The following is a 24,494-nucleotide window of genomic DNA, read 5'->3' on the forward strand; positions in this document are numbered from 1 at the left end:
CCTGTCTGCGTGCTCGCTATGTCCAAGCGCAGCCAACTGGGCTCACTCCACCTTGCGAATGCGTTCGATCAGTGCGGCCGCGGCGGAATCCTGGGCGGCCTTGGTGTAGATCGCGGCCATGGCGTCTTCGAACGGCTTGCGGTCGATTTCCCTGACGATGCCGACGCCGGCCGCTTCCGCTTTGCGCTGCGACTGCTCCTCGAGGTCGCGCCACTTCTCGCGCATGAACCGGCTGGAGCGCCGCGCGGCCTCCCTGAAGACGGTCTGGTCCTCCGCCGAGAGGCTCCGCCAGGCCTTCAGCGAGATCACCAGCACTTCGGGGCTCATCGTGTGCTCGGTCAGCGTGTAGTGCCCGGCATGTTTGTAATGGTCGGTCGTCACGAAGGATGGCCAGTTGTTTTCGGCGCCGTCGATCAGGTGGTTGGCAAGCCCGGTCAGCACCTGCCCGTAGGGCATCTCGACCGGTTCGGCGCCGAGCGAGCGGATCATCTGGCTCATCAACTCCGACTGCTGCACCCGGATCCGCAGGCCCCGGAGGTCTTCGATGCTCCTGATAGGGCGGACACCGTTGTAGATCGACCGCGCGCCGGAATCATAGAAGCAGAGCCCGACGAAGCCATAGGGCTCGAAACTGTTCAGGATCTCGCCGCCGATCGGCCCGTCCAGCACCTTCTGCATGTGCTCGATGGATCGGAACAGGAACGGCATGGCGAGCACGTTCATCGCCGGAACGAAATTACCGATCAGGGCGACATTGGTCCGGTTGAGGTCGATTGCGCCGGCGCGGGTCTGCTCGATGGTCTCCTTCTCCTCGCCGAGCTGGCGGGAGTGGAACACCTTGACCTCGTGTCGGCCGCCGGTGCGCTCGGCGATCAGGGCGCCCATGTAGCGCAGCGCCTGCACGGTCGGGTAATCCTCGGTCTGGGTGTCGGCGGCGCGGAATTCGCGCGCAACGGCGTCCGTCGCGCAGAGCGCGAGCAAAAGCACGACGAAAACCACCCCGGTCCGCGAGAGTTCGGCACGGCTCAACACTGGCACACTCAGCCCCTTAGTGGTGGAGTCTATGGCGGGGAGCAAAAGGTTCAACGCAATCTAGCAGATGGTTAAGGGAAGGCCATCCCGCGCCCGGCCCGCGGGCCGATTGTGCGGCGCGGCTGGACCTTATTCCCGGTTGAAACCGCAGATGCCCCGCCTTAAGCAGGGGCAGCCGCCTTTCGTCGTGCGACACGGGAAGAGCCATCGTGACGTCAGCATCGCGCCTTTTTCAGCTCGTCGCCGCCCTTGCGGCTCTCTCGCTGGCCACCCCAGTGCGCGCCGCCACCGACATCGCGCTGTGGCACGCCATGTCCGGCGAGCTCGGCCGGCAACTGGACAAGCTCGCCGCCGACTTCAACGCCTCGCAGCCGGATTACCGCATCGTCCCGGCTTACAAGGGCAGCTACACCGAGACGGTGACGGCGGCGATCTTCGCCTTCCGTTCGCGCAGCCAGCCCGCGATCGTCCAGGTCAACGAGGTCGCCACCGCCACCATGACCGCGGCCAAGGGCGCGATCTATCCGGTGTTCAGCCTGATGCGGGACCAGGGCGAGCCGTTCTCGCTCAACGATTACCTTCCCGCGGTCTCCGGCTACTACACCGACGCGGCCGGCAACCTGCTGTCGTTCCCGTTCAATTCCTCGACGCCGATCCTCTACTACAACAAGACCATGTTTCGCGACGCTGGCCTTGATCCGGAGACGCCGCCGAAGACCTGGCCGGAGCTCGGGCTCGCTGCCAAGCGTCTGCGCGACCGCGGTGCGCCTTGCGGCTTCACCACGTCCTGGCCGTCGTGGATTCACGTCGAGAATTTCTCCGCCTTCCACAATCTGCCCGTGGCGACGCGGACGAACGGCTTTGCCGGGCTGGATGCGGAATTGACCATCAACAATCCGTCTCTCGTGCATCACATCGCAGCGCTCAGCGAGTGGCAGAAGACCAAGCTGTTCGACTATGGCGGCCGCGGACAGGCGGCCGAGCCGCGTTTCCAGAACGGCGAATGCGGCATCTTCATCGGCTCCTCGGCCACGCGCGCGGACATCAAGGCGAATTCGAAATTCGAGATCGGCTACGGCATGATGCCGTACTGGCCGGATATGAAGGATGCGCCGCAGAACTCGATCATCGGCGGCGCCACGCTGTGGGTGCTGCGCGACCGGCCGCGCGAGGAATACAAGGGCGTGGCGCGGTTCTTCGCCTATCTGTCGCAGCCTGGCGTGCAGGCCGCCTGGCACCAGAACACCGGATATCTGCCGGTCACCCGCGCCGCCTTCGAGCTGACGCGGGCGCAAGGCTTTTACGAGCGCAATCCGGGCTCGGCGATCTCGTTCGAGGAGATCACGCTGCGTCCGCCGACGGAGAACTCGAAGGGCATTCGGCTCGGCTCCTTCGTCCTGATTCGCGGCGTGATCGAGGACGAGCTGGAGCAGGCCTTTGCCGGCCAGAAGAGCGCGCAAAAGGCGCTCGATTCCGCGGTCGAGCGCGGCAACAAGCTGCTCCGCCAGTTCGAGCGCGCCAGCCCGGAGCGGTAGCCGCAGCGCGGATCGCCGGACCGCCCCTAGGGCTATCGCATATGACAGTGGGAGGCTGCCGGATGAGCTCGGCCTGCATGGTTCGAGACGCCCGCTTTGGCGGGCTCCTCACCATGAGGGTCTAGTATCTCGCCGCAAAACGCGACCTCATCCTGAGGGCCCGCCGTAGGCGGGCGTCTCGAAGGATGGGCCGCCGGCAAGCCGCCCACCATGTTCACGTCGCCGGCGAACCCCATCCGACATTACGCAACCCCGAAGTGTGTGCAAGCTCACACGCAACGGCGCCTGCGCCTGCGATAATCCCGCATGCGTGACGCCGGGCCGGCGCCGACGCCTGCCGGTCGCCGGCAGCAATCATCTTCAAGATCGTTTCATCCATCCATTTTCGAAAAAAGTGCAATGGAGATCGTCTATGCCCTGCACGTGTTGCATCATCCCGAATGACGTTCTGACCTGGCTGTCCCAGGACAAGAAGCTGTCTGCCCCGCTTCGCAAGCAGCTCGTCGACACGGTCCAGATCAGCCATGAACTGCGCGAATTGCGGAACCAGGCCGCGAAATTGACCAGCGTAACCGCCGCGCGCACCAGAGGTCTGGTCACGCTGGCGGCGGCGCCGTCCGTCACGGTCTACGACTGCAAGCACACCGAGACGCTGCCGGGAACGCCGGTGCCGAAGCCGAAGACGTCTTCGGATGCGTCGGTCAAGCGCACCTTCAACCAGACCGCCAAGGTCGCAAAATTCTACCAGCAGGTCTTCAACCGCAATTCGATCGACGACCACGGCATGACCATGATGTCGTCGGTCCACTTCGGCGAGAAGTACAACAACGCGATGTGGAACGGTTCGCAGATGATCTATGGCGACGGCGACGGCAGCATCTTCGTCGACTTCACCAAAGGCAATGACGTCATCGGCCACGAACTCACCCATGGCGTCACCCAGCACAGCCTGCAGCTCGCCTATAGCGGCGATGCCGGCGGCCTCAACGAGAGCATCTCCGACTGTTTCGGCTCGATGTTCCGGCAGTGGGAGGCCAAGCAGGACGTCAAGAAAGCCGACTGGCTGATCGGCAAAGACATCATGGGGCGGGGCGCCAAGAAGAAAGGGTTTACGTGCCTGCGCGACATGGCCAATCCCGCAGCCAAGCACTGCCTGGCGCCGCAACCGACCAAATATTCGCAAATCACGCCGGGCATGGACCCGCATTATTCCAGCGGCCCGCCGAACCTCGCCTTCTACACGGCCTGCACCACGCTCGGCGGATACAGTTGGGCCAAGATCGGCCAGGTGTGGTATCATTCCCTCACCGGTTTCGGGCCGACGCCGCACATGACGATGAAGGCGTTCGCGGCGCGGACCCGGCAGGGTGCCCACACGTTGTATCCCGGCGATGCCGCGGTCTTCGCGGCCGTCGACGCGGGATGGAAGAAGGTCGGGCTCTAGTTGCAGCGCGTCGCGGAGCGCGCGTTACGCAGAGCGCGTTACGAAAGGAAGCAAGCGTGGATCGCTTGAAGATCGAGCGCGTCGGAGGGTTCGCCGGCTTCGGCGGCCCTCACCTCAAGAGTCGCGGTGAGGTGGCACTATCGGATCTGTCGGCTGCCGATCAGAAGACGGTGGAGCAGCTGTTTGCCGATCCGGGTAAGGTCCCCGCCGCGCGTCGGGGCCAGGCCGACGCGTTCAGCTACCGGATCACGCGCGGCGCGCAGACGATCGAAGTCCCCGAGCATGCGGTCCCCCCGGCCATCAAGAGCAGCGTCAAGGATGTCTTGGAATAGGGGCGGGTTGGCGCTGTGATGGAGGGGACGCTGCCGCCGGATTCCGCGGGCGTTTGGGGCATGTCGGCGTCGACGAGCCTTGAAGCCTACCGCGCCTTGCGCGCCGACCGGGCGCGATGGCTGCCGGTCGCGCTCGACATCGCGCGCGGCCACGGTCTCGATGTCAGCGCGCCGCACGTCTTCGTAACAGGCACCAATCTCGTGGTCGGGCTCGGTGAGCGCCTGATCCTAAAAATCTTCCCGCCGCTGCTCCGTGCACAATTCGTCTCCGAACGCGGCTCGCTGACGCAGCTCGCCGGCCGGCTGTCCTTACCGATCCCCGAGATCGTCGCGGAAGGCGCGCGCGACGGCTGGCCCTATCTCGTCATCACGCGCCTTGCCGGCACGCTCGGCTCGGAGGCCTGGCCGCACCTGGCCGAAGACCAGAAGGAGCGCGTGCTGCGCCAGATCGGCGAGACCATCGCGTCGGTGCAGCGCGCCCCGCTCGGGCCGCTCGCACACGTCGAGCCGCGCTGGGACGACTTCATGCGCGCCCAGATGCAGGGCTGCCGTAGCCGGCACGAGCGTCTCGGCCTTGCGCCAAAATTCCTCGAAGGCCTCGACGATCTCCTGTGCGATGCGGCCGCGCTGATTCCGATGGACGCGCCGCCGGTGATCCTGACCGGCGAATATATCCCTGAGAATTTCCTGCTCGCCTGCGATGACGGTACATGGTCGCTCAAAGGCCTGTTCGACTTCGGCGACGTCCGCGCCGGCTGGCGCGACTACGACCTGCTCGGCCCCAGCGCCTTCATGGCGGCGGGACGGCCGGGGAGGGTGAAGAGCCTGCTCGAAGGTTTTGGCTATGCGAAGCCGGACGCCACGCTCAAGCGCCGCCTGATGGCCCTGATGCTGCTGCACCAGGCCAGCGACCTCAACAGCCACATCTGCATCGAGGGCTGGCAGGAGAGGGCGGATGATCTGATTGAGTTGCAGGAGCTGATCTGGGCGGAGTGACCGCTCCGCTGTCGTCCTGGACAAGCGGAGCGCCGATCCAGGACCCATTACCCCAGGGAGCAGTTTTGTGCGGGCTGATAACCGCGAGTCTTCGCCAAACCACCCCCTGGGGTAATGGGTCCTGGCTTTCGCCAGGACGACGACGAGGGGCGGGCGCCGCTCATCCAACAAAAGTGTCGTCCCGGCCTAGTGCGCAATTGCGCACGGGGGCCGGGACCCATACTCCTCAGAAGAAGTTTGGCGGAGACGAGCAGTGGCCCGTCCTTTCCGTGGTACGGCCACCTCCCTGAACTGGCGGATCACGCGGTATGGGTCCCGGCCCCTGTGCGCAATTGCGCACTAGGTGTGGTCTCTCAGGAGGTTGTCCATCTGGTCTGAACCGAGGAAGCTGAGGTTGCGAAGCTTCAGTGTTCCAAGGAGAGACCAGATGAACGTGCACAAGAATGCGCCTTTGACGCCCAAAGGTCGAGAGGCGATGGTCCGAAGCGTGGTGCAAGGCGGGCTGAGCCAAGCTGGCGCGGCCGACCTGTTCAATACGACGCCGAAGACGGTCGCCAAATGGGTCAAGCGGTTCCGCGCGGAAGGTGTGGAGGGATTGCGTGATCGCTCCTCCAGGCCCCTTTCATCGCCAAGCCAAACCCCGGTCGCCACGTGCACCGCTGTGGAGGCGTTGCGCCGGCAGCGCCACACCGGCAAACAGATCGCTGCCGAGGTCGAGGTGTCACCGGCCACCGTCAGCCGCATCCTGCGCCGTTTGGGATTAAACCGGATACGCGACCTGGAGCCGGCCGAACCGGAGCGCCGCTATGAGCGCGAGACGCCCGGCGAGATGCTCCACATCGACATCAAAAAGCTCGGGCGTTTCGAGCGTGTGGGCCACCGCATCACCGGCGATCCGAGTGGTCCGAACAAGAGCCGTGGCGCTGGTTGGGATTTCGTCCACGTCTGCATTGACGACCATTCCCGCGTCGCGTTCTCCGAGATCAAGCCCGACGAGACCGCGGACAGTGCTGTTCCTTTTCTCAAGGCGGCTGTGGCTTATTACAAAAGCCTCGGCGTCACCGTCACGCGCGTCATGACCGACAATGGCAGTTGCTACCAGTCCTTCGCCTTCCGCGACGCTTGCCGGGACCTCGGCATCAAGCATATTCGCACCAAGCCCTATACACCCAGAACAAACGGCAAGGCCGAGCGCTTCATCCAAACCGCGCTTCGCGAATGGGCTTATGCCAAAGCCTATCCAACATCAGATCGGCGCGCCCAAGAGCTGCCGTTCTGGCTGCACCAATACAACTGGCACCGGCCCCACGGTGGTATAAAATCTCAAACGCCGATCAGCAGGCTCGGTTTGACCGAGGACAACCTCTTGAGGCTCCACAACTAGGCCGGGACGACGGCGGAGAGGGTGCGCTCACCAAATGAGCCGGCGCCAGTGACAGTCTATTTTATGTGCAAATGACGATCTTTGTATGCAATGGAATGGCTTGGGCGTGAAGGTCGCCCGTGCCCGGAAATCCAATTTATAAAAGTATTCCAGCCGCTTACCGCGATCGTAACCGCCCCTTAAGCCTTGGCACGAACCTTGCGAATCCAGTTCCAACCAGAAACTTTGTGTTGGAGCGATTTCATGAAGCGCCGCGATTTCCTCAAGTCCGTTTCCGGATTGGCCGCTGGCGCGGCGCTTCCGGCCATGCCGTCCGTGATCTCCTCGGCCAAGGCCGATGCGCGGTCGGAGACGCTGCTGATCGTCTCGGAAGGCGGCCCCAACAATCTCGACATCCACGGCGTCGGCACCAACGTGCCCGGCTATGAGGTGTCCTGGAATTGCTACGACCGGCTGATCAGCCACGAGATGAAGAGCGGTCCCGGCGGCGTGCCCTATTACGACCGCGACAAGTTCAAGGGCGAGCTCGCCGACGACTTCAAGATCGACGACATGTCGGTCACCTTCAAGCTGAAGAAGAACGCCAAATTCCACGACGGCGCGCCTGTTACCGCCAAGGACGTGAAATGGTCGCTCGACCGCGCCGTCAGCGTCGGCGGCTTCCCGACCTTCCAGATGAGCGCGGGCTCGCTCACGAAACCCGAGCAGTTCGTCGTGGTCGACGATGCCACCGTGCGCGTCGATTTCGCCAAGAAGGATCGCCTGACGATTCCCGATCTTGCGGTCATCGTGCCCTGCATCGTCAATTCCGAGCTGGTGAAGAAGAACGCCAGCGAGAAGGACCCCTGGGGCCTCGAGTTCACGAAACAGCAGACTGCGGGCTCCGGCGCCTACAAGGTGACGAAGTGGACGGCCGGCACCGAAGTGATCATGGAGCGCAACGAGGATTGGGTCGGCGGTCCCTTGCCGAAGATCAAGCGCGTGATCTGGCGCATGGTGCCGCAGGCCGGCAACCGCCGTGCGCTGCTGGAGCGCGGTGACGCCGACATCTCGTACGAGCTGCCGTTCAAGGATTTCCAGGAGATGAAGGCGAACGGCAAGCTCAACGTGGTGTCGCTGCCGTTCTCCAACGGCATCCAGTATATCGGCATGAACGTGACCAAGCCGCCGTTCGACAATGTCAAGGTGCGGCAGGCCATCGCCTATGCGCTGCCGTACCAGAAGATCATGGACGCGGTGCTGTTCGGCCTCGGCAATCCCATGTTTGGCGCGCCGAAGGACAAGGCCACCGAAGTCGCGTGGCCGCAGCCGCACAAATACAACACCGACATGGAGAAGGCGAAGGCGCTGCTCACTGAAGCCGGCTACGCCAACGGCTTCGAGACCACGATCTCGTTCGACCTCAATTTCGCCGGCGTCAACGAGCCGCTCTGCGTGCTGGTGCAGGAGAGCCTCGCCCAGCTCGGCATCAAGACCACCATCAACAAGGTGCCCGGCGCCAACTGGCGTACCGAGCTCAACAAGAAGGAGATGCCGCTCTTCACCAACGTGTTCTCGGGCTGGCTCGATTACCCCGAGTACTTCTTCTATTGGTGCTATCACGGCAACAATTCCGTCTTCAACACCATGAGCTACAAGTCGGCGGAGATGGACAAGTTCATCGACGGCGCGCGTACCGCGGCCGCCACCGGCGACACCGCAACCTACGACACCGACGTGAAGGGTTTCGTCGATCTCGCCTTCGCCGACGTGCCGCGCATCCCGCTCTACCAGCCCTTCGTCAACGTCGCGATGCAGAAGAACATCAGCGGCTACCAATACTGGTTCCACCGGAGGCTCGACTATCGCGCGATGGCGAAGGGGTGAGGCGACATGCTGATCGTCGGCGACGCATCGGCATGTGTTGGTCTGTGGAGTAAGGCGGCCACCGCCCTCTCGTTCCCTCCCCCCTTGCGGGGTCCGAGGCGAGCGAAGCTCGCTCTCGAGGTCGGGGAGAGGGGTAGCCACGAACTCAAATCTCTCCCGGAGCCACCCCCCTCCCTAGCCCTCCCCCGCAAGGGGGGAGGGAACGCAGCGGAGCGTGCGGCGACGTTCTTGCCTGCGATCGACGGTCATCTCCACGAAAGATCAGGACCTGTTGGCTCAATCGATTTGAGTGAGGTGGGCACTGGCCTCTCGCTCCCTCCCCCCTTGCGGGGGAGGGTCGGGGAGAGGGGTAGCCACGAACTCAAATCTCTCCCGGAGCCACCCCCCTGCCTAGCCCTCCCCCGCAAGGGGGGAGGGAACGCAGCGGAGCGTGCGGCGACGTTCTTGCCTGCGATCGACGGTCCTCTCCACGAAAGATCAGGACCTGTTGGCTCAATCGATTTGAGTGAGGTGGGCACTGGCCTCTCGCTCCCTCCCCCCTTGCGGGGGAGGGTCGGGGAGAGGGGTAGCCACGAACTCGGACCTCGCTTGCGGCCACCCCTCTCCCTAGCCCTCCCCCGCAAGGGGGGAGGGAACGCCGCGGAGCAAGCCGCGCGAGGTTGCTCCCAATTGCCAAGCAGAAGGAGAGCGCTCTCATGCTGACCATGATCGGCAAGCGCCTGATGTTCGCGATTCCCTCGCTGATCGGCGTCGTCATCGTCACCTTCCTGCTGACGCGCGCGCTGCCAGGCGATCCCGCTGCCTACTTCGCCGGCCCTGCGGCGACGAAAGAAGCCGTCGAGCAGATCCGGAAAAAACTCGGCCTCGACAGGCCGCTGATCGAGCAGTTCTTCCGCTACACCAACGATCTCGCCCATGGCGATTTCGGCAATTCGCTGACGACTGGCCAGCCGGTCGCAGCCGAAATCCGTAACCGCCTGCCGGCTTCCGCCGAGCTGACGCTGCTCGGCCTGATCGTCTCGATCGTCATCGCCATTCCGCTCGGCGTGCTGGCGGCCACACGACCAGGGTCCTGGGTCGACCATCTCTGTCGGGTCACGACGACAGCCGGCGTCTCGCTGCCGGTGTTCTTCACCGGCCTCGTGCTGGTCTATGTCTTCTATTTCCGGCTTGGCTGGTCGCCGGCGCCGCTCGGCCGCCTCGACGTGTTCTACAGCGCGCCGCCGACGGTGACGGGCTTCTATCTGATCGACACCCTGATCGCGCGCGATCTCGAGGCATTCCGCTCGGCGCTGAGCCAGCTGATCCTGCCCGCAACGACGCTGGCGATCTTCTCGCTGGCGCCGATCGCGCGCATGACGCGCGCCTCGATGCTGGCGGTGCTCGCGAGCGAATTCGTCCGCACCGCGCGCGCCAGCGGCCTGTCGCCGGCGACCGTGATCGTCACCTACGCCTTCCGCAACGCGATGCTTCCGGTGATCACCACGCTCAGCATGGTGTTCTCGTTCCTGTTAGGGGCCAACGTGCTGGTCGAGAAAGTGTTCGCCTGGCCCGGCATCGGCTCCTACGCGGTGGAAGCGCTGATCTCGTCGGACTTCGCGCCGGTGCAGGGTTTCGTGCTGACCATGGCGGTGATGTACGTGCTGCTCAATCTCGTGATCGACATCTTGTACGGCGTGATCGATCCGCGTGTCAGGTTGGAGGGCTAAATCATGAGCTCCGTTGCGCCTGCTGTTGAACCCGTCGGTCCCGCGCGAACGTCGGGCCTCACTGCGATCCTCGAACAGACCCGCTATGTTCTCAGTGAGAACAAGGTCACCGGCTTTGCTTTCGCGCTGCTGATCGTGATCCTGATCGCTGCGATCTTCGGCCCCTATGTAGTGCCGTATGATCCGCTCGCCTCCGACACGGCTGCGGCACTGAAGCCGCCCTCGGCCGCGCACTGGTTCGGCACCGACCAGCTCGGCCGCGACATCTTCAGCCGCGTCGTGGTGGCGACACGGCTCGATACGTTCATCGCGATTGCCTCGGTCGTGCTGGTGTTCCTGATGGGCGGCCTTGCCGGCATCGCGGCGGGCTATTTCGGCGGCTGGACCGACCGCATCGTCGGCCGCATTGCTGACACCATCATGGCTTTCCCGCTGTTCGTGCTTGCCATGGGCATCGTCGCAGCGCTCGGCAACACCGTGCAGAACATCATCCTCGCCACCGCCATCGTGAACTTCCCGCTCTATGCCCGCGTCGCGCGCGCCGAGGCCAATGTCCGCCGCAATGCCGGCTTCGTGCAGGCCGCGCGTCTCTCGGGCAACGGCGAATTCCGCATCCTGCTGGTGCATATCCTGCCGAACATCATGCCGATCATGATCGTGCAGATGTCGCTGACCATGGGCTACGCCATCCTCAATGCCGCGGGCCTCTCCTTCATCGGCCTCGGCGTCCGTCCGCCGACCGCCGAATGGGGCATCATGGTCGCGGAAGGCGCGGGCTTCATGGTGTCGGGGGAATGGTGGATCGCGTTGTTCCCGGGCCTTGCCCTGATGATCGCCGTGTTCTGCTTCAACCTCCTCGGCGACGGCCTGCGCGACATCGTCGACCCCCAGCGGAGGACGTGATGGCAAATCTCCGGTCGAAATTCGTCAATGAAATCAACCCCGTTCTACTGTGCATGGGGTTGTTTTCGCCCTTTTTGAGTGGCAGCCGCCCATGACCGCCCAGCCCCTGCTCGACGTCCAGGACCTTACGGTCGAATTCACCACCCGCCGCGGCATCGTGAAGGCGGTGCAGCACGTCAACATCTCCGTCGCCAAGGGCGAGACGCTGGCCATCGTCGGCGAGTCCGGCTCCGGCAAGTCGGTGACCTCCTACGCGGTGATGCGCATCCTCGATCGCGCCGGCAAGATCGCCGAAGGCTCGGTGATGTTTTCGGGCATCGACGTGAAGGCCGCGACCGAAGACCAGATGCGCGATTTGCGCGGCCGCGAAGTCTCGATGATTTTTCAGAACCCGCGTGCGGCCCTCAATCCGATCCGCAAAGTGGGCGACCAGATCGAGGATGTCTTGCGCACCCATGTGCAGCAGGCCCAGGTCGCCGATCACGGCGAGAAGGCGATCGAGGCGCTGGAGCAGGTCAAGATCGCGCGCCCGCGCGAGCGCTATCACGCCTATCCGTTCGAGCTCTCCGGCGGCATGTGCCAGCGCGTCGTCATCGCACTCGCGCTCGCCTGCAATCCGCAGTTGCTGATCGCGGACGAGCCGACCACCGGCCTCGACGTCACCACGCAGAAGGCGGTGATGGACCTGATCGTCGAGCTGACGAAACGCCGCGCGATGTCGACCATCCTGATCACGCACGATCTCGGCCTCGCGGCGGCCTATTGCGACCGCGTCGTGGTGATGGAGAAGGGCCGCGTGGTCGAGACCGCGAAGGCCGCCGACATCTTCGCCAATCCGCAGCACCCCTACACCAAGAAGCTGATGCGCGCGACGCCGCGGCTTGGGGTGAGCTTGCGAGACTTGCTGCCGGAAGAAGATGCGAGTGCGGCGGCTTCCTTCGCCTCTCCCCGCGTGCGGGGAGAGGCCGACGCGCAGAGCGCGGCGGGTGAGGGGGACTCCCCGAGCACCGTGCTCTCGGAAGCAGCCCCTCTCCCCGTGAAGGACGGGGAGAGGGAGCAAGCCGGTGCAAGCCGTGAGAGTGGAAAGCCCCTCCTCCTCATCGACAAGCTCGTCAAGGAATACCCCCGCCAGGGCGCCACCGCCGTGCTCGGAAAGCTGTTCGGCCGCAAGCCGCCGGTTGAGCCGGACGTGTTCCGCGCCGTCGACGGCATCAGCTTCGCGATCGGCCATGGCGAGAGCGTCGGCCTCGTCGGCGAGTCCGGCTGCGGCAAATCGACCACGTCGATGATGGTGATGCGTCTCCTGGATCAGACCTCCGGCCTGATCCAGTTCGACGGCGAGGATATCGGCGGAATCGCACCGGCGTCGTTTGCCCGGCTGCCGCAGCGCAGCCGCATCCAGATGGTGTTCCAGGACCCGACCGACAGCCTCAACCCGCGCTTCACCGCCGCGCGCGCCATTGCCGATCCGATCATGCAACTGGGCGACATCAAGGGGCGCGATGCGCTCCGCGCGCGCTGCGAGGAACTGGCGACCATGGTGGGCCTGCCGCACAATCTGCTCGACCGCTTCCCGCATCAATTATCCGGCGGCCAGAAGGCCCGCGTCGGCATCGCCCGCGCCATTGCCCTGCATCCGAAGCTGGTCATCCTGGACGAGCCGACGGCGGCGCTCGACGTCTCGGTGCAGGCCGTGGTGCTGAACCTGCTCCAGGATCTCAAGGCCTCACTAGGTATGAGCTATTTGTTCGTCTCGCATGATTTGAATGTGGTGCGCTTGTTGTGCGATCGTGTCATTGTGATGCGGACGGGGCGGATCGTCGAGGAAGGCTCTTCCGAGCAGGTCCTCAGCGATCCCAAGGACGACTACACCAAGGAGCTGCTGACGGCGATCCCGCATCCGCCGTTGCAGGTACACTGAGAGTGCATTGATTGTTTGGGAGCGTGATGGCCGAGCCGCTGGACGATTATATCGACGCTGTATCGAAAGCGCTGGCGCTGCCGGTCGAGGAGGCCTTCAGGCCCGCGGTCCGCGCCAACCTCGAAGTCTCGCTGCGGCTCGCCCGTCTCGTCGATGAATTCGCGCTGCCGGACGAGACCGAGCCGGCGCCGATCTTCACCGCCTGATGCTGCCATGACCGCCAAGCCAGAGATGAACGCGGCCGACATCGCGAAAGCGGTGGCCGGCGGCCAATTGTCCGCGCTCGCCGCAACCGAAGCCGCGCTCGCGCGGATCGAGCAGCACGACGGCATCGTCAATGCCTTCACCGACGTCACCGCCGAGCGCGCCCGCGCAAAAGCGCGCGCGATCGATGCGGATATCGCCGCGGGCAAGAAAGTCGGCCCGCTCGCCGGCGTGCCCTTCGCGGTCAAGAATCTGTTCGACGTCGCTGGGCTACCGACGCGCGCCGGCTCGAAGATCAACCGCGACCTCCCGCCCGCCAGGCGCGACGCGACCTTGATCGAGCGGATGGAGGCGGCCGGCGCCGTCCTCGTCGGCGCGCTCAATATGGGCGAATACGCCTACGACTTCACCGGCGAAAACATCCATGACGGCCCCTCGCGCAATCCGCATGACACCACGCGGATGAGCGGCGGCTCCTCCGGTGGCTCCGGCTCCGCCGTCGGGGGCGCGCTGGTGCCGATCGCGCTCGGCTCCGACACCAACGGCTCGATCCGCGTGCCGTCGTCCTTCTGCGGCATCTTCGGCCTGAAGCCGACCTATGGCCGGCTCTCTCGTGCGCGCTCGTTTCCGTTCGTGGCGAGCCTCGATCATCTCGGCCCGTTCGCGCGCTCCGTCACCGATCTCGCGCTCGCCTATGACGTGATGCAGGGGCCGGATGCGGATGACGGCGCCTGCACGACGCGCGGCGTTGAGCCGGCGATGCCGAAGCTAGCTGAGTCCATCGCAGGGCTGCGCATTGCGATCGCCGGCGGGCATTTCCAGAAGAACGTGTTTCCGGAAGCGGTCGAAGCCGTCGGCCGCGTTGCCAAGGCGCTTGGCGCAACGCAAATCGTCGACGTGCCCGAAGCCTCGCGCGCCCGCGCGGCGGCTTATGTCATCACCACCACCGAAGGTGCTTCGCTGCATCTCGACCGCCTGCGCAAGCGCCCGAACGATTTTGATCCCGCCGTGCGCGACCGGCTGATCGCGGGCGCCATGGTACCGGCAGCACTGGTCGACCGCGCGCAGAAATTCCGCCGCTGGTATCGTGCCCAGCTCGCCGAGATCTTCAGGTCGGTCGACGTGCTGATCGCACCCGCAACGCCCTGCACCGCGCCAAAGCTCGGCCAGGTCAATTTCAATCTCGACGGCGTCGAGTTGCCGGTGCGTGCCAATATCGGCATCCACACCCAGCCGATCTCCTTCATCGGCCTGCCGGTGGTTGCCGTTCCGGTGCCGCTGGAGCCGCTGCCGATCGGCGTGCAGATCATCGCTGCGCCCTGGCGCGAGGACGTCGCGTTGCGTGTCGCATACGCGCTGGAACAGATGGGCGTGGTATCGGCGCCCGCTCCAAGAGGATTCTGAAATGGAGATCGATCTCCCCGAGGTGATCGCGGAAGTCAAAGCCGCGTTCGAGCGCTATGAGCAGGCGCTCGTCAGCAACGACGTCGCTGTGCTCGGCGAGCTGTTCCGCAACGATCCCCGCACGCTGCGCTACGGCATCGGCGAGAACCTCTACGGCTATGAAGCGATCTCCGGCTTCCGCGCCGGCCGCTCGCCGGTCGGGCTGAACCGCCGCACCGCCAAAACCGTCATCAGCAGCTACGGGCGCGACACGGCCGTGGCCTCCACCTTGTTCTATCGCGACACGGCGCCCGGCAAGGTCGGCCGGCAGATGCAGACGTGGATTCGTTTCCCGGAGGGCTGGCGCGTCGTCGCGGCCCATGTCAGCATCATCGACGAGCCGAAAGAGACCTGATCGAATGACGCTTGACGATCTTCCGCCCGGGACACTGCCGGCTGAGCCGGTGGTGCCCCGTGTCGACCGGGCGCTGCCGTCGGTGCACAAGGTCACGCGCGCCGAGGAGCTGCGTCTTCAGCTCGCCGACGAGATCGTGCGCGGAACCCTGGCGCCGGGCGCGCCGCTGGACGAGACCGACATTGCGCGGCGCTTCAGTGTTTCACGCACGCCGGTGCGAGAGGCGCTGCGCCAGCTGGTGGCGAGCGGCCTTGTCGAGGCGCGGCCGCATCGCGGCGCGGTGGTGGCGCAGCCCTCGATCGACCGTTTGAAAAGCATGTTCGAGGCGATGGCCGAGCTCGAGGCGCTGTGCGCCGGCCTTGCCGCCGAGCGCATGTCCCCCGCCGAGCGTCATGCGCTCGAGGCCGTCCATGAAGAGCTGCGGCTGCTGAGCTATGCCGGCAATCCCGAGCGCTTCCACGAGGTTAACGAGCGCTTCCACAACACGATCTATGCGGGCTCGCAGAACGGCTACATTGCCGAGATCACGCTGGCGACGCGCGTCCGCGTGCAGCCGTTCCGCCGCGCCCAGTTCCGCAATCTCGGGCGTCTCGCCAAATCGCAGGCCGAGCACGACCGCGTCGTCGTCGCCATCATGCGCGGCGACAAGCAGGGCGCCGCCGCCGCCATGCGCGCGCATATCGAGCTGGTGCGCGGGGAGTACGAGATCTACGCGGTGTCGGTGTAGGCAGGACAGCCGCTACATATTCCGCTGTCGTCCCGGCGAAGGCCGGGACCCATTACCACAGGGAGTAGTTGTGGCGCGAAGCAGGTAACTCCAAGTCTTCGTCAAATCTGGTTCTGTGGCTATGGGTCCCGGCCTTCGCCGGGACGACAGTCTTTGTTTGATTCGCAGAGTTGCCCTAAGCCGTCGCGGCTTCCTTCATGTAAGCGCGCCAGCCGCCATACGCGGTGATATCGCGCGCCTCGCCCAGCACCTCGGGCTCGACGAGAAAGCCCTTCACGCTGCGGCCATCGGCAAGCCGGATCGTGCCGATCGCCATCGGCGCCGGAATCGCGTTGACGAACTTGCCGAACGCCGCCGCAGACAGTGACCAGATCTCCAGCTCGATCGACGCGCCCTTGCCGGCTTCCACGCGCAGCATGCCCGGCTTCGGCGGCGTGGTTGCAAGCGCGTAGAGCTTGTAGTCTGGCGCAGTCCTTGTCGCCTCGATCAGCTTTCCGCTCAACGCTTTCAACTCGCCGTTCAGCGCCATGCCGGAGAGATGTGCCCCGACCACCGCGATCGGAATCTCGTCGATGCCTTCCGCAGGCAGCGCCGCGAGCGGTGGTTGCGGCGCGCCCTTGGCTCCAACTGTCAGCTTCGTATCCGCATGGAACACGCGGCCGATGCTCGCAAGCAGCGCGTCTCGTCCTGCGGGTGCAAGCAGCGTGATGCCGAACGGTACGCCGTCGCTGCGCATCGAAGCCGGCACGGCGAGGCCGCAGAGGTCGAGCAGGTTCACAAAGTTGGTGTAGGTGCCGAGCCGGCTGTTGAGCTCGATCGGATTGGCGAGCACCTGCGCGGTGGTATAGGCCGTCGGTGCCGTCGGCAGCACCAGCGCGTCAATATTCGCAAACGTGCGCTCGGCGATCTTGCGCAGGCCCTGCAGGCGGTAGAGCGCCGAGAAGGTTTCGGCCGCGCTGAGCCGCGCGCCGGCCGCAGTGATCTCGCGCGTGACCGAATGGATTGCGTCAGGCGCTGACGCCAGCAGATTCTTGATCACGAGATAGCGCTCGGCGACCCAGGGCCCCTCATAGAGCAGCCGCGCCGTTTCGTAGAACGGCTCGAGATCGAACTCGACCAGATTGGCCCCAAGCGCAGTCCAGCGCTTCAGCGCATCGGCGTAAGCGGCTTCCGCCTTCCTGTCGCCGAAGAAAATCAGCTGCCCGTTGCGGGGCACGCCGAGGCGCAAATTCGCAGGGAATTGCGTGAGCGGGCCGAGCGGCCGGTCGCGCGAAAACGGATCGGCCTGGTCGGGTCCGGCCATCACCGACAGCGCGAGCGCGGCATCGTCCACCGTCAGGGCGAACACAGAGATGCAGTCGAGCGTGCGGCAGGCCGGCACCAGGCCCGCGGTCGAGATCATGCCGAGGCTCGGCTTCACTCCGACGATGTTGTTGAGCATCGCCGGCACGCGGCCTGAGCCGGCAGTGTCGGTGCCCAGTGATAGCGGGACGAGGCCGGCGCCGACAGCCGTCGCCGAGCCCGAACTTGACCCGCCCGGAATGAGATCCTCCCGGAGCGAGTTGCGGGGGATGCCATAAGGCGAGCGCACGCCGACGAGGCCGGTCGCGAACTGGTCGAGATTGGTCTTGCCGATGATGATGGCACCGGCCGCGCGCAGGCGCTCCACCGCGGTCGAGTCATGCGTCGGCGTATAGGAGAAAGCGGGGCAGGCCGCGGTGGTCGGAAAGCCCAGCGCGTCGATATTGTCCTTCACCGCGACCGGCACGCCGTAGAGCGGCAGGCTCGCCACATTCGCGCGGGCGGCGAGCTTCTCGGCCTCCGCGATCGCGTCCTTCTCGTCGCGCAGGCTGATGAAGACGGCCGGGTCGTTGTAATCGCGGATGCGCTGATAGGTCCGCGCGACTGTCTCCGCCGGCGTGAGCGTGCCCGCGCGATGCGCGGCCACAATCGCGGCGATCGTTTCAGGCTGCTCAGCCCCCATGGCGTCCAAACTCCGGCAACAGGTCTCACCCGGATTGAAGCAAGCGATGTGCCATTGTGTACAGAATCCGGGCAGGGCGGTCGCTCCGGATATTATCGAGGGATCAGTGGCTTGGGGGATGTTTCGGTGACCGGGCGGGTTACGCCCGCTTGCGGGCATCTGCCCAAATTCTAGGCGGTTGGATCAGGTGAAGCCTGCGAGGATCCGAAGCAGCTGCTCCCGGTTCTCCTTGCCTAGCTTTTCTTCGACATGCCGCTCGTGCTCGGCGGCGAGACGCTTGAACTTCGCCAGCGCGGTGGCGCCCTGCGCGGTGAGATGCAGCGCGTGCGAGCGCCGGTCCTCTTTCGACTTGACTCGCTTCACGAGCTTGCGCTGCTCGAGGCTGTCGAGCAGGTGCACCAGGCGGGCGCGCTCGATGCCGAGGCGTTTTGCCACTGCCATCTGCGACAGGCCGGGATTGGCGCCGATCACCGTCAGCACCGAATATTGCGTCGGCCGAATGTCGACGTCGCCGAGCGTCCTGATGAAGTCCTGGAAAATCCAGATCTGGAAGCGCCGCACTGCATAGCCGGCGTGACCGACCAGGGCATCGAGGCCGATCTCGTCGGCGTCATTGCGTCGCACTGCGCCGTTGCCGGATCGTTTACGCGGGGACGTCTGGGCTGCGCTGGCTGTCACGTTGTGTCTCCTGCCGTGCAATCCTAACGCCCGCCGCCGTCGAAGAAAAGATTGTTGTTGACGACAACAATTGTCGTGCCCGACATTATGGCCAAAGCAGTCCGGAACGAGGCTGCGGCCGACCCGACCTTGCGGGCGAGGAGGAAACACATGGCAGCCACCCCACGCGGTGACGCGTCAAATCTGTTCGCTGTGCCGAAAACCGTCGCGGAGCATCGCGCCGACGGCAGCATCGTGTTGCGATCGCCGGAACCCCTGCGCGAGAGCGCGCGCTGCATCGGCGACTGGCTGGAGCAATGGGCGCGACAATCGCCGGATAAGGTGTTCCTCGCCGAGCGCGGCAATCCTGAAGCGCCGTGGACCACGGTCACCTACGCGCAGGCGCTGCGGCAGGTGCGCGGGGCGGCGTCGTGGATTCTCGCGCAAGACCTCAGCGCGGAGCGCCCGCTCGCGATCCTCTCCGACAACAGCATCGACCACGCGCTGCTCGCGCTTGCCGCCCAACACGTCGGCGTGCCCTCGGCGGCGATCTCGCCGGCTTATTCGCTGATGTCGAAGGATTTTGACAAGCTCAAGAGCATGATCGCTTTGCTCGAGCCGGGCGCGATCTACGTGTCCGCCGCGAAGCCGTTTGCCGCGGCGCTGACGGCGATCAAGCCGCTGCACAACGCACGGATCATCAGCGGCAATGCCGATGACGCCAATGCGCTCGCCTTCCGCACCGTTGCGGCAACGCCGGAAAGTCCGGAGGTCGCAAAAGCCTTCGCTGCGCTCACGCCGGATACGATCGCAAAATTCCTGTTCACGTCAGGCTCGACCGGTACGCCGAAAGCCGTCATCAACACCCAGCGCATGCTGACCTCGAGCCAGCAGGCCAAGGCGCAGACCTGGACCTTCCTCGAGCAGCAGCGCGGCGAACTCGTCATCCTCGACTGGCTGCCCTGGAGCCATACGTTCGGCGCCAACCACAATTTCAACCTCGTGCTGCGCAACGGCGGCTCGCTCTACATCGACGGCGGCAAGCCCGCGCCCGGCCTGTTTGCGACGTCGCTCGCCAATCTGAAAAGCGTGATGCCGACGGTCTATTTCAACGTGCCGCGCGGCTTCGACATGCTGATCGCGGCGCTGCGCGGTGATGAGGAGCTGCGTCGCCGCTTCTTCAGCGAGGTGAAATTCGCCTTCTATGCGGGCGCGGCGCTCCCACAGAATCTCTGGGATGCGCTCGAAGAGCTTTCGATCGCGACCGTCGGCCGTGCGCTGCCGATGGTCTCGGCCTGGGGATCGACCGAGACCTCGCCGCTCGCGGCCGACTGCCATTTCCTTGCCGAACGCTCCGGCAATATCGGCGTGCCGATTCCCGGCACCGAGCTGAAGCTCGTCCCGTCAGGCGACAAGCTGGAGGTGCGCGTGCGCGGCCCCAATGTCACGCCGGGCTATTGGAAGGCGCCGGAGCTGACGAAGCAGGCGTTCGACGAGGAGGGGTTCTATCTCATCGGCGACGCGGTGAAGCTTGCCGATAGCGAACGGCCGGAGCGCGGCCTGTTCTTCGACGGCCGCGTCGCGGAAGACTTCAAGCTCAATTCCGGCACCTGGGTCAGTGTCGGCACGCTGCGGGTCGCCGGCATCGCCGCACTGGCACCGCTCGCCCAGGATATCGTCGTGGCGGGTCATGGCGGCGACGAGGTCCGCTTCCTGGTGTTCCCGAACATCGCGGCCTGCCGCGCTCATGCCGGCTTGCCCGAGACGGCGGTTGTGAGCGATGTGCTGGCGCATGCCGAGGTCCGCGCTGCCATCGCACAGGGTCTCGCAAAGCTGAAACAGCAGAGCGCAAACTCCTCCGGCCATGCCACGCGCGCACTGCTGCTCGCCGAGCCGCCATCGGTCGACGGCGGCGAGATCACCGACAAGGGCTACATCAACCAGCGCGCCGTGCTGACACGGCGTGCGGAGGCGGTGAGGCGGCTGAACGATGATGCGTCGGGTGCGTGGGTCGGCTGCGCCGGCTAACGTGCCGTTGCCGCACATACTCCTCTCATGCCCCGGACGCAGCGCAGCACATAAGTGATGCGCTGCTGAGCCGGGGCCCATTCTTCGCGGACGTAGTTAAATCTGGGTCCCGGCTCTGCGCAGCAGCGTTTCACGCTGCAGCGCGTCCGGGACACGAGGGCGAGCGCGAAGTCCACCCAAATAAGCCAGCCATCCTGTCGCAATATCCTGCTGATTCTTTTGTTGCCTAAGCAACTAATTTGTGCGAACCGTTCCAGACTAGGACGACGGCGGGCGAACCGTCGCGTCCGATCTCGGAGGAAACGATGCTCGGCAGGAATGGTGCCGCGGGCAAACGCTGGCGCATGCCCGAAAACGTCGGCACGACGCAGCCGCGGCGCGGCGCGTCAGGTATAGCTGCTGTCCGTCACGGCGCCGAGATTCTCGTGCAGCCGGCGAAGCAGATCGATCAGCACCTCGCGTTCGTCCTTGCTCAGGCAGGACAGCAGGCGCCGCTCGCGCTCGAAGGCAGCGACGATCACCTTGTCATGGGTTGCGCGGCCCCTCGCCGTCAGCGAGATCGAATGGGTGCGGCCGTCATTGGGGTCGGTGCGGATCGAGATCAGCCCGCGCTTCTCGAGGCCCGCCAGCGTCCGGCTCACCGGGCCCTTGTCGAAGCCGATGACGTGGCAGATGCGCGAGGCCGGAATGCCGGGCTCGATCGCCAGCAGCGACATGATCCGCCATTCCGTGACGTTGACGCCGAACTGCTTCTGGTAGAACGCGGTCGCGCTGTTGGAGAGCTTGTTGGCGATGAAGGTGATGAACGCCGGCACGTAACGCTCGAGGTCGAGCGTCGGTCCCGCATCCGTGGGCGCGGGCTTTTGGCGGGCTCTGGTCGAAGACGGCGGCATATCGGGATTCTGACTCGCGGCGTGCCGAAAGACCTAAGGGCATGCGCCGCCCTTTCACAAGATCAAAATGAGGGAGGACTTCAATGAGCGCACCCGGCTCCGCCGCATCTGGCGTCCCGCATCTCGACGTCGATCCCTTCGACATGACTTTTTTTGCCGACCCCTATCCCACGCATGAGCTGCTGCGGGAGGCAGGCCCGGTGGTCTATCTCGACAAGTGGAAGGTCTATGGCGTGGCGCGCTATGCCGAGGTCCATGCCGTGCTGAACGATCCCGCCACCTTCTGCTCCAGCCGCGGCGTCGGCCTGTCCGATTTCAAGAAGGAGACGCCGTGGCGGCCGCCGAGCCTGATCCTGGAGGCCGATCCCCCTGCGCACACCCGCACCCGCGCCGTGCTGTCAAAAGTGCTGTCGCCAACGGTGATGAAGCAGGTGCGCGACCGCTTTGCTGCGGCGGCGGAGGAGCGGGTGGATGCGCTGATCGAAAAGCGCAGTTTTGATGCGATCACCGACCTCGCCGAGGCGTACCCGCTGTCGATCTTTCCCGATGCGCTCGGGCTGAAGCCCGAGGGCCGCGAACACCTGATCCCCTATGCGAGCGTCGTGTTCAACGCCTTCGGCCCGCCAAACCAGCTGCGCCAGGAAGCGATCGAACGTTCGATGCCGCACCAGGCTTATGTCGCCGAGCAATGCCAGCGCGGAAACCTTGCGCCCGGCGGCTTTGGCGCCTGCATTCATGCGCAGGTCGACGAGGGCGCTATCACGGCCACCGAGGCTCCGCTATTGGTGCGCTCGCTGCTGTCGGCCGGCCTCGATACCACCGTCAACGGCATCGGTGCGGCGGTCTATTGCCTCGCACGCTTCGCTGATCAATGGCGGCGCCTGCGCAGCGATCTCTCGCTGGCGCGCGGTGCCTTCGAGGAGGCCGTGCGATTCGAGAGCCCGGTGCAGACGTTCTTCCGCACCACGACGCGCGAGGTCGAGCTGTCGGGTGCCAGGATCGGCGAGGGCGAGAAGATTCTGATGTTCCTCGCCGCCGCCAATCGCGATCCGCGGCGCTGGGATAGTCCTGACAGCTACGACATCACCCGCCGCACCTCCGGCCATGTCGGCTTCGGCTCCGGCATCCACATGTGTGTCGGCCAGCTCGTCGCCCGCCTTGAAGGCGAGGTGATGCTGACGGCGCTGGCGCGCCGTATCGCCAAGATCGAGATCACGGGCGAGCCGAAACGCCGCTTCAACAACACGCTGCGCGGGCTCGACAGCCTGCCTGTCACCATCACCCCGGCCTGACGAGGAGTCTTGATGCCCGCCATCACCTTCATTCATCCCGACGGCAAGTCCATCCGCATCGAGACTTCAGGCGGCGAGAGCGCCATGCAGGCCGCGACCCGTCACGGCCTCGACGGTATTTTGGCCGAGTGCGGCGGCAACGCGATGTGCGCGACCTGCCACGTCTATGTCGACGAGAGCTGGCTCGCGCGCCTGCTTGCGGTCGCCGATGACGAGGACGCGCTGCTCGACGGCACCGCCGCCGAGCGGCTGCCGAACAGCCGGCTGTCCTGCCAGATCAACATCACGCCCGAACTCGACGGGCTCGTGCTGCGTCTGCCGGATCGGCAGGTCTGAATCTCGATGTGCCGGCAACGACCGGCAACCAACACAAGGGGAGGGAATGATGAAGCATCTGAAGTGGACACTCGCGCTGGCTGCGAGCCTGGTCACCGGCGCGGCGAATGCCGAGATCTCGGACAACGTCGTACGCATCGGCGTGCTCAACGACATCTCGGGCATCTTCCAGGACACCAACGGCATGGGCTCGGTCGAGGCCGCGCGGATGGCGGCGGAGGATTTCAACGGCGGCGGCAAGGGCATCAAGGTGGAGATCGTCTATGCCGATCACCAGAACAAGGCAGATGTCGGCAATGCCATCGCGCGCAAATGGCTCGACGTCGAAGGCGTCGATGCCATCGTCGACGTGCCGAATTCGGCCGTCGGTCTTTCCATCAACACGCTCTTGCGCGATAGCCGAATGACCTTCCTGGCGTCTTCGACCGCGAGTTCCGATCTCACCGGCAAGGCCTGCTCGCCCAACACCATCCAGTGGGTCAACGACACCTGGGCGACCGGCAACACCACGGCAGCCGCGATGGTGTCGCGCGGCGGCAAGGACTGGTATTTCCTCACGGTCGACTTCGCGCTCGGCAAGGGCATCGAGTCGGAAGCGCAGAAATACATCGAGGGGCATGGCGGTAAGGTGATCGGCTCGTCCAAGCATCCGCTCGGCACGTCCGATTTCGCGTCCTTCCTGTTGCAGGCGCAGAGCTCGAAGGCGCAGGTGATCGGTCTTGCCAACGCCGGCGGCGACACCATCAACGCGGTGAAGCAGGCCGCCGAGTTCGGCATCCAGCAGAGCGGGCAGAAGCTCGTCGCCTTCCTGCTCTTCATCAACGATGTCCATGGCATGGGCATCAAGGTCGCGCAGGGCCTCCAACTGATGGAAGCCTTCTACTGGGACATGAACGACGATACCCGCGCGTTCGCAAAACGCTTTGCCGCCCGGCCCGGCATGAACGGCAAGATGCCGAGCGGCAACCAGGCCGGTGTCTATGCCTCGACGCTCGCTTATCTCAATGCGGTCGCGGCCACCGGCAGCGACAATGCCAGGGACGCCGTGCCCGAGATGAAGAAGTTCAAGGGCAAGGACAAGCTGTTCGGCGACACCACGATCCGCCAGGACGGCCGCGTCGTGCATCCGATGTACCTGTTCGAGGTGAAGAAGCCGGAAGAGTCGAAATATCCGTATGACTATTACAAGCTGGTCTCGACGATTCCCGCGGACCAGGCGTTCCGTCCGCTGGCGGAGGGCGGGTGCGAGCTGGTGAAGTAGGCGGTGCTTTCACCCTCCCCTGGAGGGGGAGGGTCGATCGCGCGCAGCGCGAGCGGGGTGGGGTGAGCTCTCCACTCGGGCACCGCATCGGTGGAGGGACTGTCACCCCACCCCGTCTCACATTTCGCTGCGCTCCATGTGAGCCGACCCTCCCCCTCCAGGCAGGGCTATCGCATATGAAGATGCGTGGCC

General features: G+C 65.0%; 21 protein-coding genes. 17 read left to right on the plus strand and 4 right to left on the minus strand.

Features of this window, described 5'->3' with window-relative positions; genetic code table 11:
- Nucleotides 1-42: 42 nt before the first annotated feature.
- Nucleotides 43-1,038: a TRAP transporter substrate-binding protein gene (locus ACVJ19_RS15170; RefSeq protein ID WP_453948416.1), complete on the minus strand. Its 996-nt coding sequence runs from the start codon at nt 1,036-1,038 to the stop codon at nt 43-45.
- A gap of 203 nt (nt 1,039-1,241) precedes the next feature.
- Here ACVJ19_RS15170 and ugpB point away from each other — a divergent pair, with 203 nt between their 5' ends.
- The 13 genes from ugpB (at nt 1,242) to ACVJ19_RS15235 (ending at nt 15,851) form a co-directional block, all read left to right on the plus strand.
- Nucleotides 1,242-2,567 carry a sn-glycerol-3-phosphate ABC transporter substrate-binding protein UgpB gene (gene ugpB / locus ACVJ19_RS15175; RefSeq protein WP_453948415.1) on the plus strand — a complete coding sequence of 442 codons (1,326 nt, stop codon included), beginning with the start codon at nt 1,242-1,244 and terminating at the stop codon, nt 2,565-2,567.
- 412 nt (nt 2,568-2,979) lie between these two features.
- A complete protein-coding gene (locus ACVJ19_RS15180; RefSeq protein WP_453948413.1) occupies nt 2,980-4,011 on the plus strand; it encodes a M4 family metallopeptidase in 1,032 nt (343 codons plus the stop codon).
- Nucleotides 4,012-4,067: 56 nt separating this feature from the next.
- The gene (locus ACVJ19_RS15185; protein ID WP_453948411.1) at nt 4,068-4,343 is read left to right on the plus strand and encodes a protealysin inhibitor emfourin; all 276 of its coding nucleotides are present in this window, start codon (nt 4,068-4,070) and stop codon (nt 4,341-4,343) included.
- Nucleotides 4,344-4,403: 60 nt separating this feature from the next.
- The gene (locus tag ACVJ19_RS15190) at nt 4,404-5,339 is read left to right on the plus strand and encodes an aminoglycoside phosphotransferase family protein (RefSeq protein WP_453948409.1); all 936 of its coding nucleotides are present in this window, start codon (nt 4,404-4,406) and stop codon (nt 5,337-5,339) included.
- A gap of 427 nt (nt 5,340-5,766) precedes the next feature.
- Entirely contained in the window at nt 5,767-6,723 is a 957-nt protein-coding gene (locus ACVJ19_RS15195; RefSeq protein WP_453948408.1) for an IS481 family transposase, read from the plus strand.
- A 243-nt stretch (nt 6,724-6,966) separates the two neighbouring features.
- Nucleotides 6,967-8,589, plus strand: coding sequence for an ABC transporter substrate-binding protein (locus tag ACVJ19_RS15200; protein ID WP_453948407.1), 1,623 nt, complete (start codon nt 6,967-6,969; stop codon nt 8,587-8,589).
- A 695-nt stretch (nt 8,590-9,284) separates the two neighbouring features.
- Nucleotides 9,285-10,298, plus strand: a complete 1,014-nt coding sequence (locus ACVJ19_RS15205; RefSeq protein WP_011083857.1) for an ABC transporter permease — start codon at nt 9,285-9,287, stop codon at nt 10,296-10,298.
- Between the two features lie 3 nt (nt 10,299-10,301).
- Nucleotides 10,302-11,201, plus strand: coding sequence for an ABC transporter permease (locus tag ACVJ19_RS15210; protein WP_130363691.1), 900 nt, complete (start codon nt 10,302-10,304; stop codon nt 11,199-11,201).
- Between the two features lie 91 nt (nt 11,202-11,292).
- Entirely contained in the window at nt 11,293-13,122 is a 1,830-nt protein-coding gene (locus ACVJ19_RS15215) for a dipeptide ABC transporter ATP-binding protein (protein WP_453948405.1), read from the plus strand.
- Between the two features lie 26 nt (nt 13,123-13,148).
- Nucleotides 13,149-13,328, plus strand: a complete 180-nt coding sequence (locus tag ACVJ19_RS15220) for a DUF4089 domain-containing protein (RefSeq protein ID WP_018644466.1) — start codon at nt 13,149-13,151, stop codon at nt 13,326-13,328.
- A 7-nt stretch (nt 13,329-13,335) separates the two neighbouring features.
- Nucleotides 13,336-14,730, plus strand: a complete 1,395-nt coding sequence (locus tag ACVJ19_RS15225) for an AtzE family amidohydrolase (RefSeq protein WP_453948404.1) — start codon at nt 13,336-13,338, stop codon at nt 14,728-14,730.
- Between the two features lies 1 nt (nt 14,731).
- Entirely contained in the window at nt 14,732-15,124 is a 393-nt protein-coding gene (hpxZ, locus tag ACVJ19_RS15230) for an oxalurate catabolism protein HpxZ (RefSeq protein ID WP_453948402.1), read from the plus strand.
- A gap of 4 nt (nt 15,125-15,128) precedes the next feature.
- Complete coding sequence (locus ACVJ19_RS15235; protein ID WP_453948400.1) at nt 15,129-15,851, plus strand: GntR family transcriptional regulator; 723 nt, start codon at nt 15,129-15,131, stop codon at nt 15,849-15,851.
- 175 nt (nt 15,852-16,026) lie between these two features.
- Here the strand turns inward: ACVJ19_RS15235 and atzF are convergent, their stop codons facing one another.
- Nucleotides 16,027-17,835 (minus strand): allophanate hydrolase, encoded by a 1,809-nt coding sequence (gene atzF, locus ACVJ19_RS15240; RefSeq protein ID WP_453948399.1) that lies wholly within the window; start codon nt 17,833-17,835, stop codon nt 16,027-16,029.
- 183 nt (nt 17,836-18,018) lie between these two features.
- Entirely contained in the window at nt 18,019-18,513 is a 495-nt protein-coding gene (locus ACVJ19_RS15245; RefSeq protein ID WP_453948397.1) for a MarR family winged helix-turn-helix transcriptional regulator, read from the minus strand.
- Between the two features lie 150 nt (nt 18,514-18,663).
- On the opposite strand from ACVJ19_RS15245, the gene ACVJ19_RS15250 reads away from it, so the two are divergent.
- Nucleotides 18,664-20,520, plus strand: a complete 1,857-nt coding sequence (locus ACVJ19_RS15250) for a feruloyl-CoA synthase (RefSeq protein WP_453948395.1) — start codon at nt 18,664-18,666, stop codon at nt 20,518-20,520.
- Between the two features lie 386 nt (nt 20,521-20,906).
- On the opposite strand, the gene ACVJ19_RS15255 is transcribed toward ACVJ19_RS15250, so the two are convergent.
- On the minus strand, nt 20,907-21,413 hold the full coding sequence (locus ACVJ19_RS15255) for a MarR family winged helix-turn-helix transcriptional regulator (protein ID WP_453948393.1): 507 nt from the start codon (nt 21,411-21,413) through the stop codon (nt 20,907-20,909).
- Nucleotides 21,414-21,496: 83 nt separating this feature from the next.
- On the opposite strand from ACVJ19_RS15255, the gene ACVJ19_RS15260 reads away from it, so the two are divergent.
- From ACVJ19_RS15260 to ACVJ19_RS15270, 3 genes are read left to right on the plus strand one after another with little or no spacing between them, the layout of a single operon-like run.
- A complete protein-coding gene (locus ACVJ19_RS15260) occupies nt 21,497-22,705 on the plus strand; it encodes a cytochrome P450 (RefSeq protein WP_453948391.1) in 1,209 nt (402 codons plus the stop codon).
- Nucleotides 22,706-22,717: 12 nt separating this feature from the next.
- Nucleotides 22,718-23,041, plus strand: a complete 324-nt coding sequence (locus tag ACVJ19_RS15265) for a 2Fe-2S iron-sulfur cluster-binding protein (RefSeq protein ID WP_453948390.1) — start codon at nt 22,718-22,720, stop codon at nt 23,039-23,041.
- 49 nt (nt 23,042-23,090) lie between these two features.
- Complete coding sequence (locus tag ACVJ19_RS15270; protein WP_453955083.1) at nt 23,091-24,302, plus strand: ABC transporter substrate-binding protein; 1,212 nt, start codon at nt 23,091-23,093, stop codon at nt 24,300-24,302.
- Nucleotides 24,303-24,494 lie beyond the last annotated feature (192 nt).

The sequence above is a fragment of the Bradyrhizobium sp. USDA 376 genome, assembly GCF_054063675.1.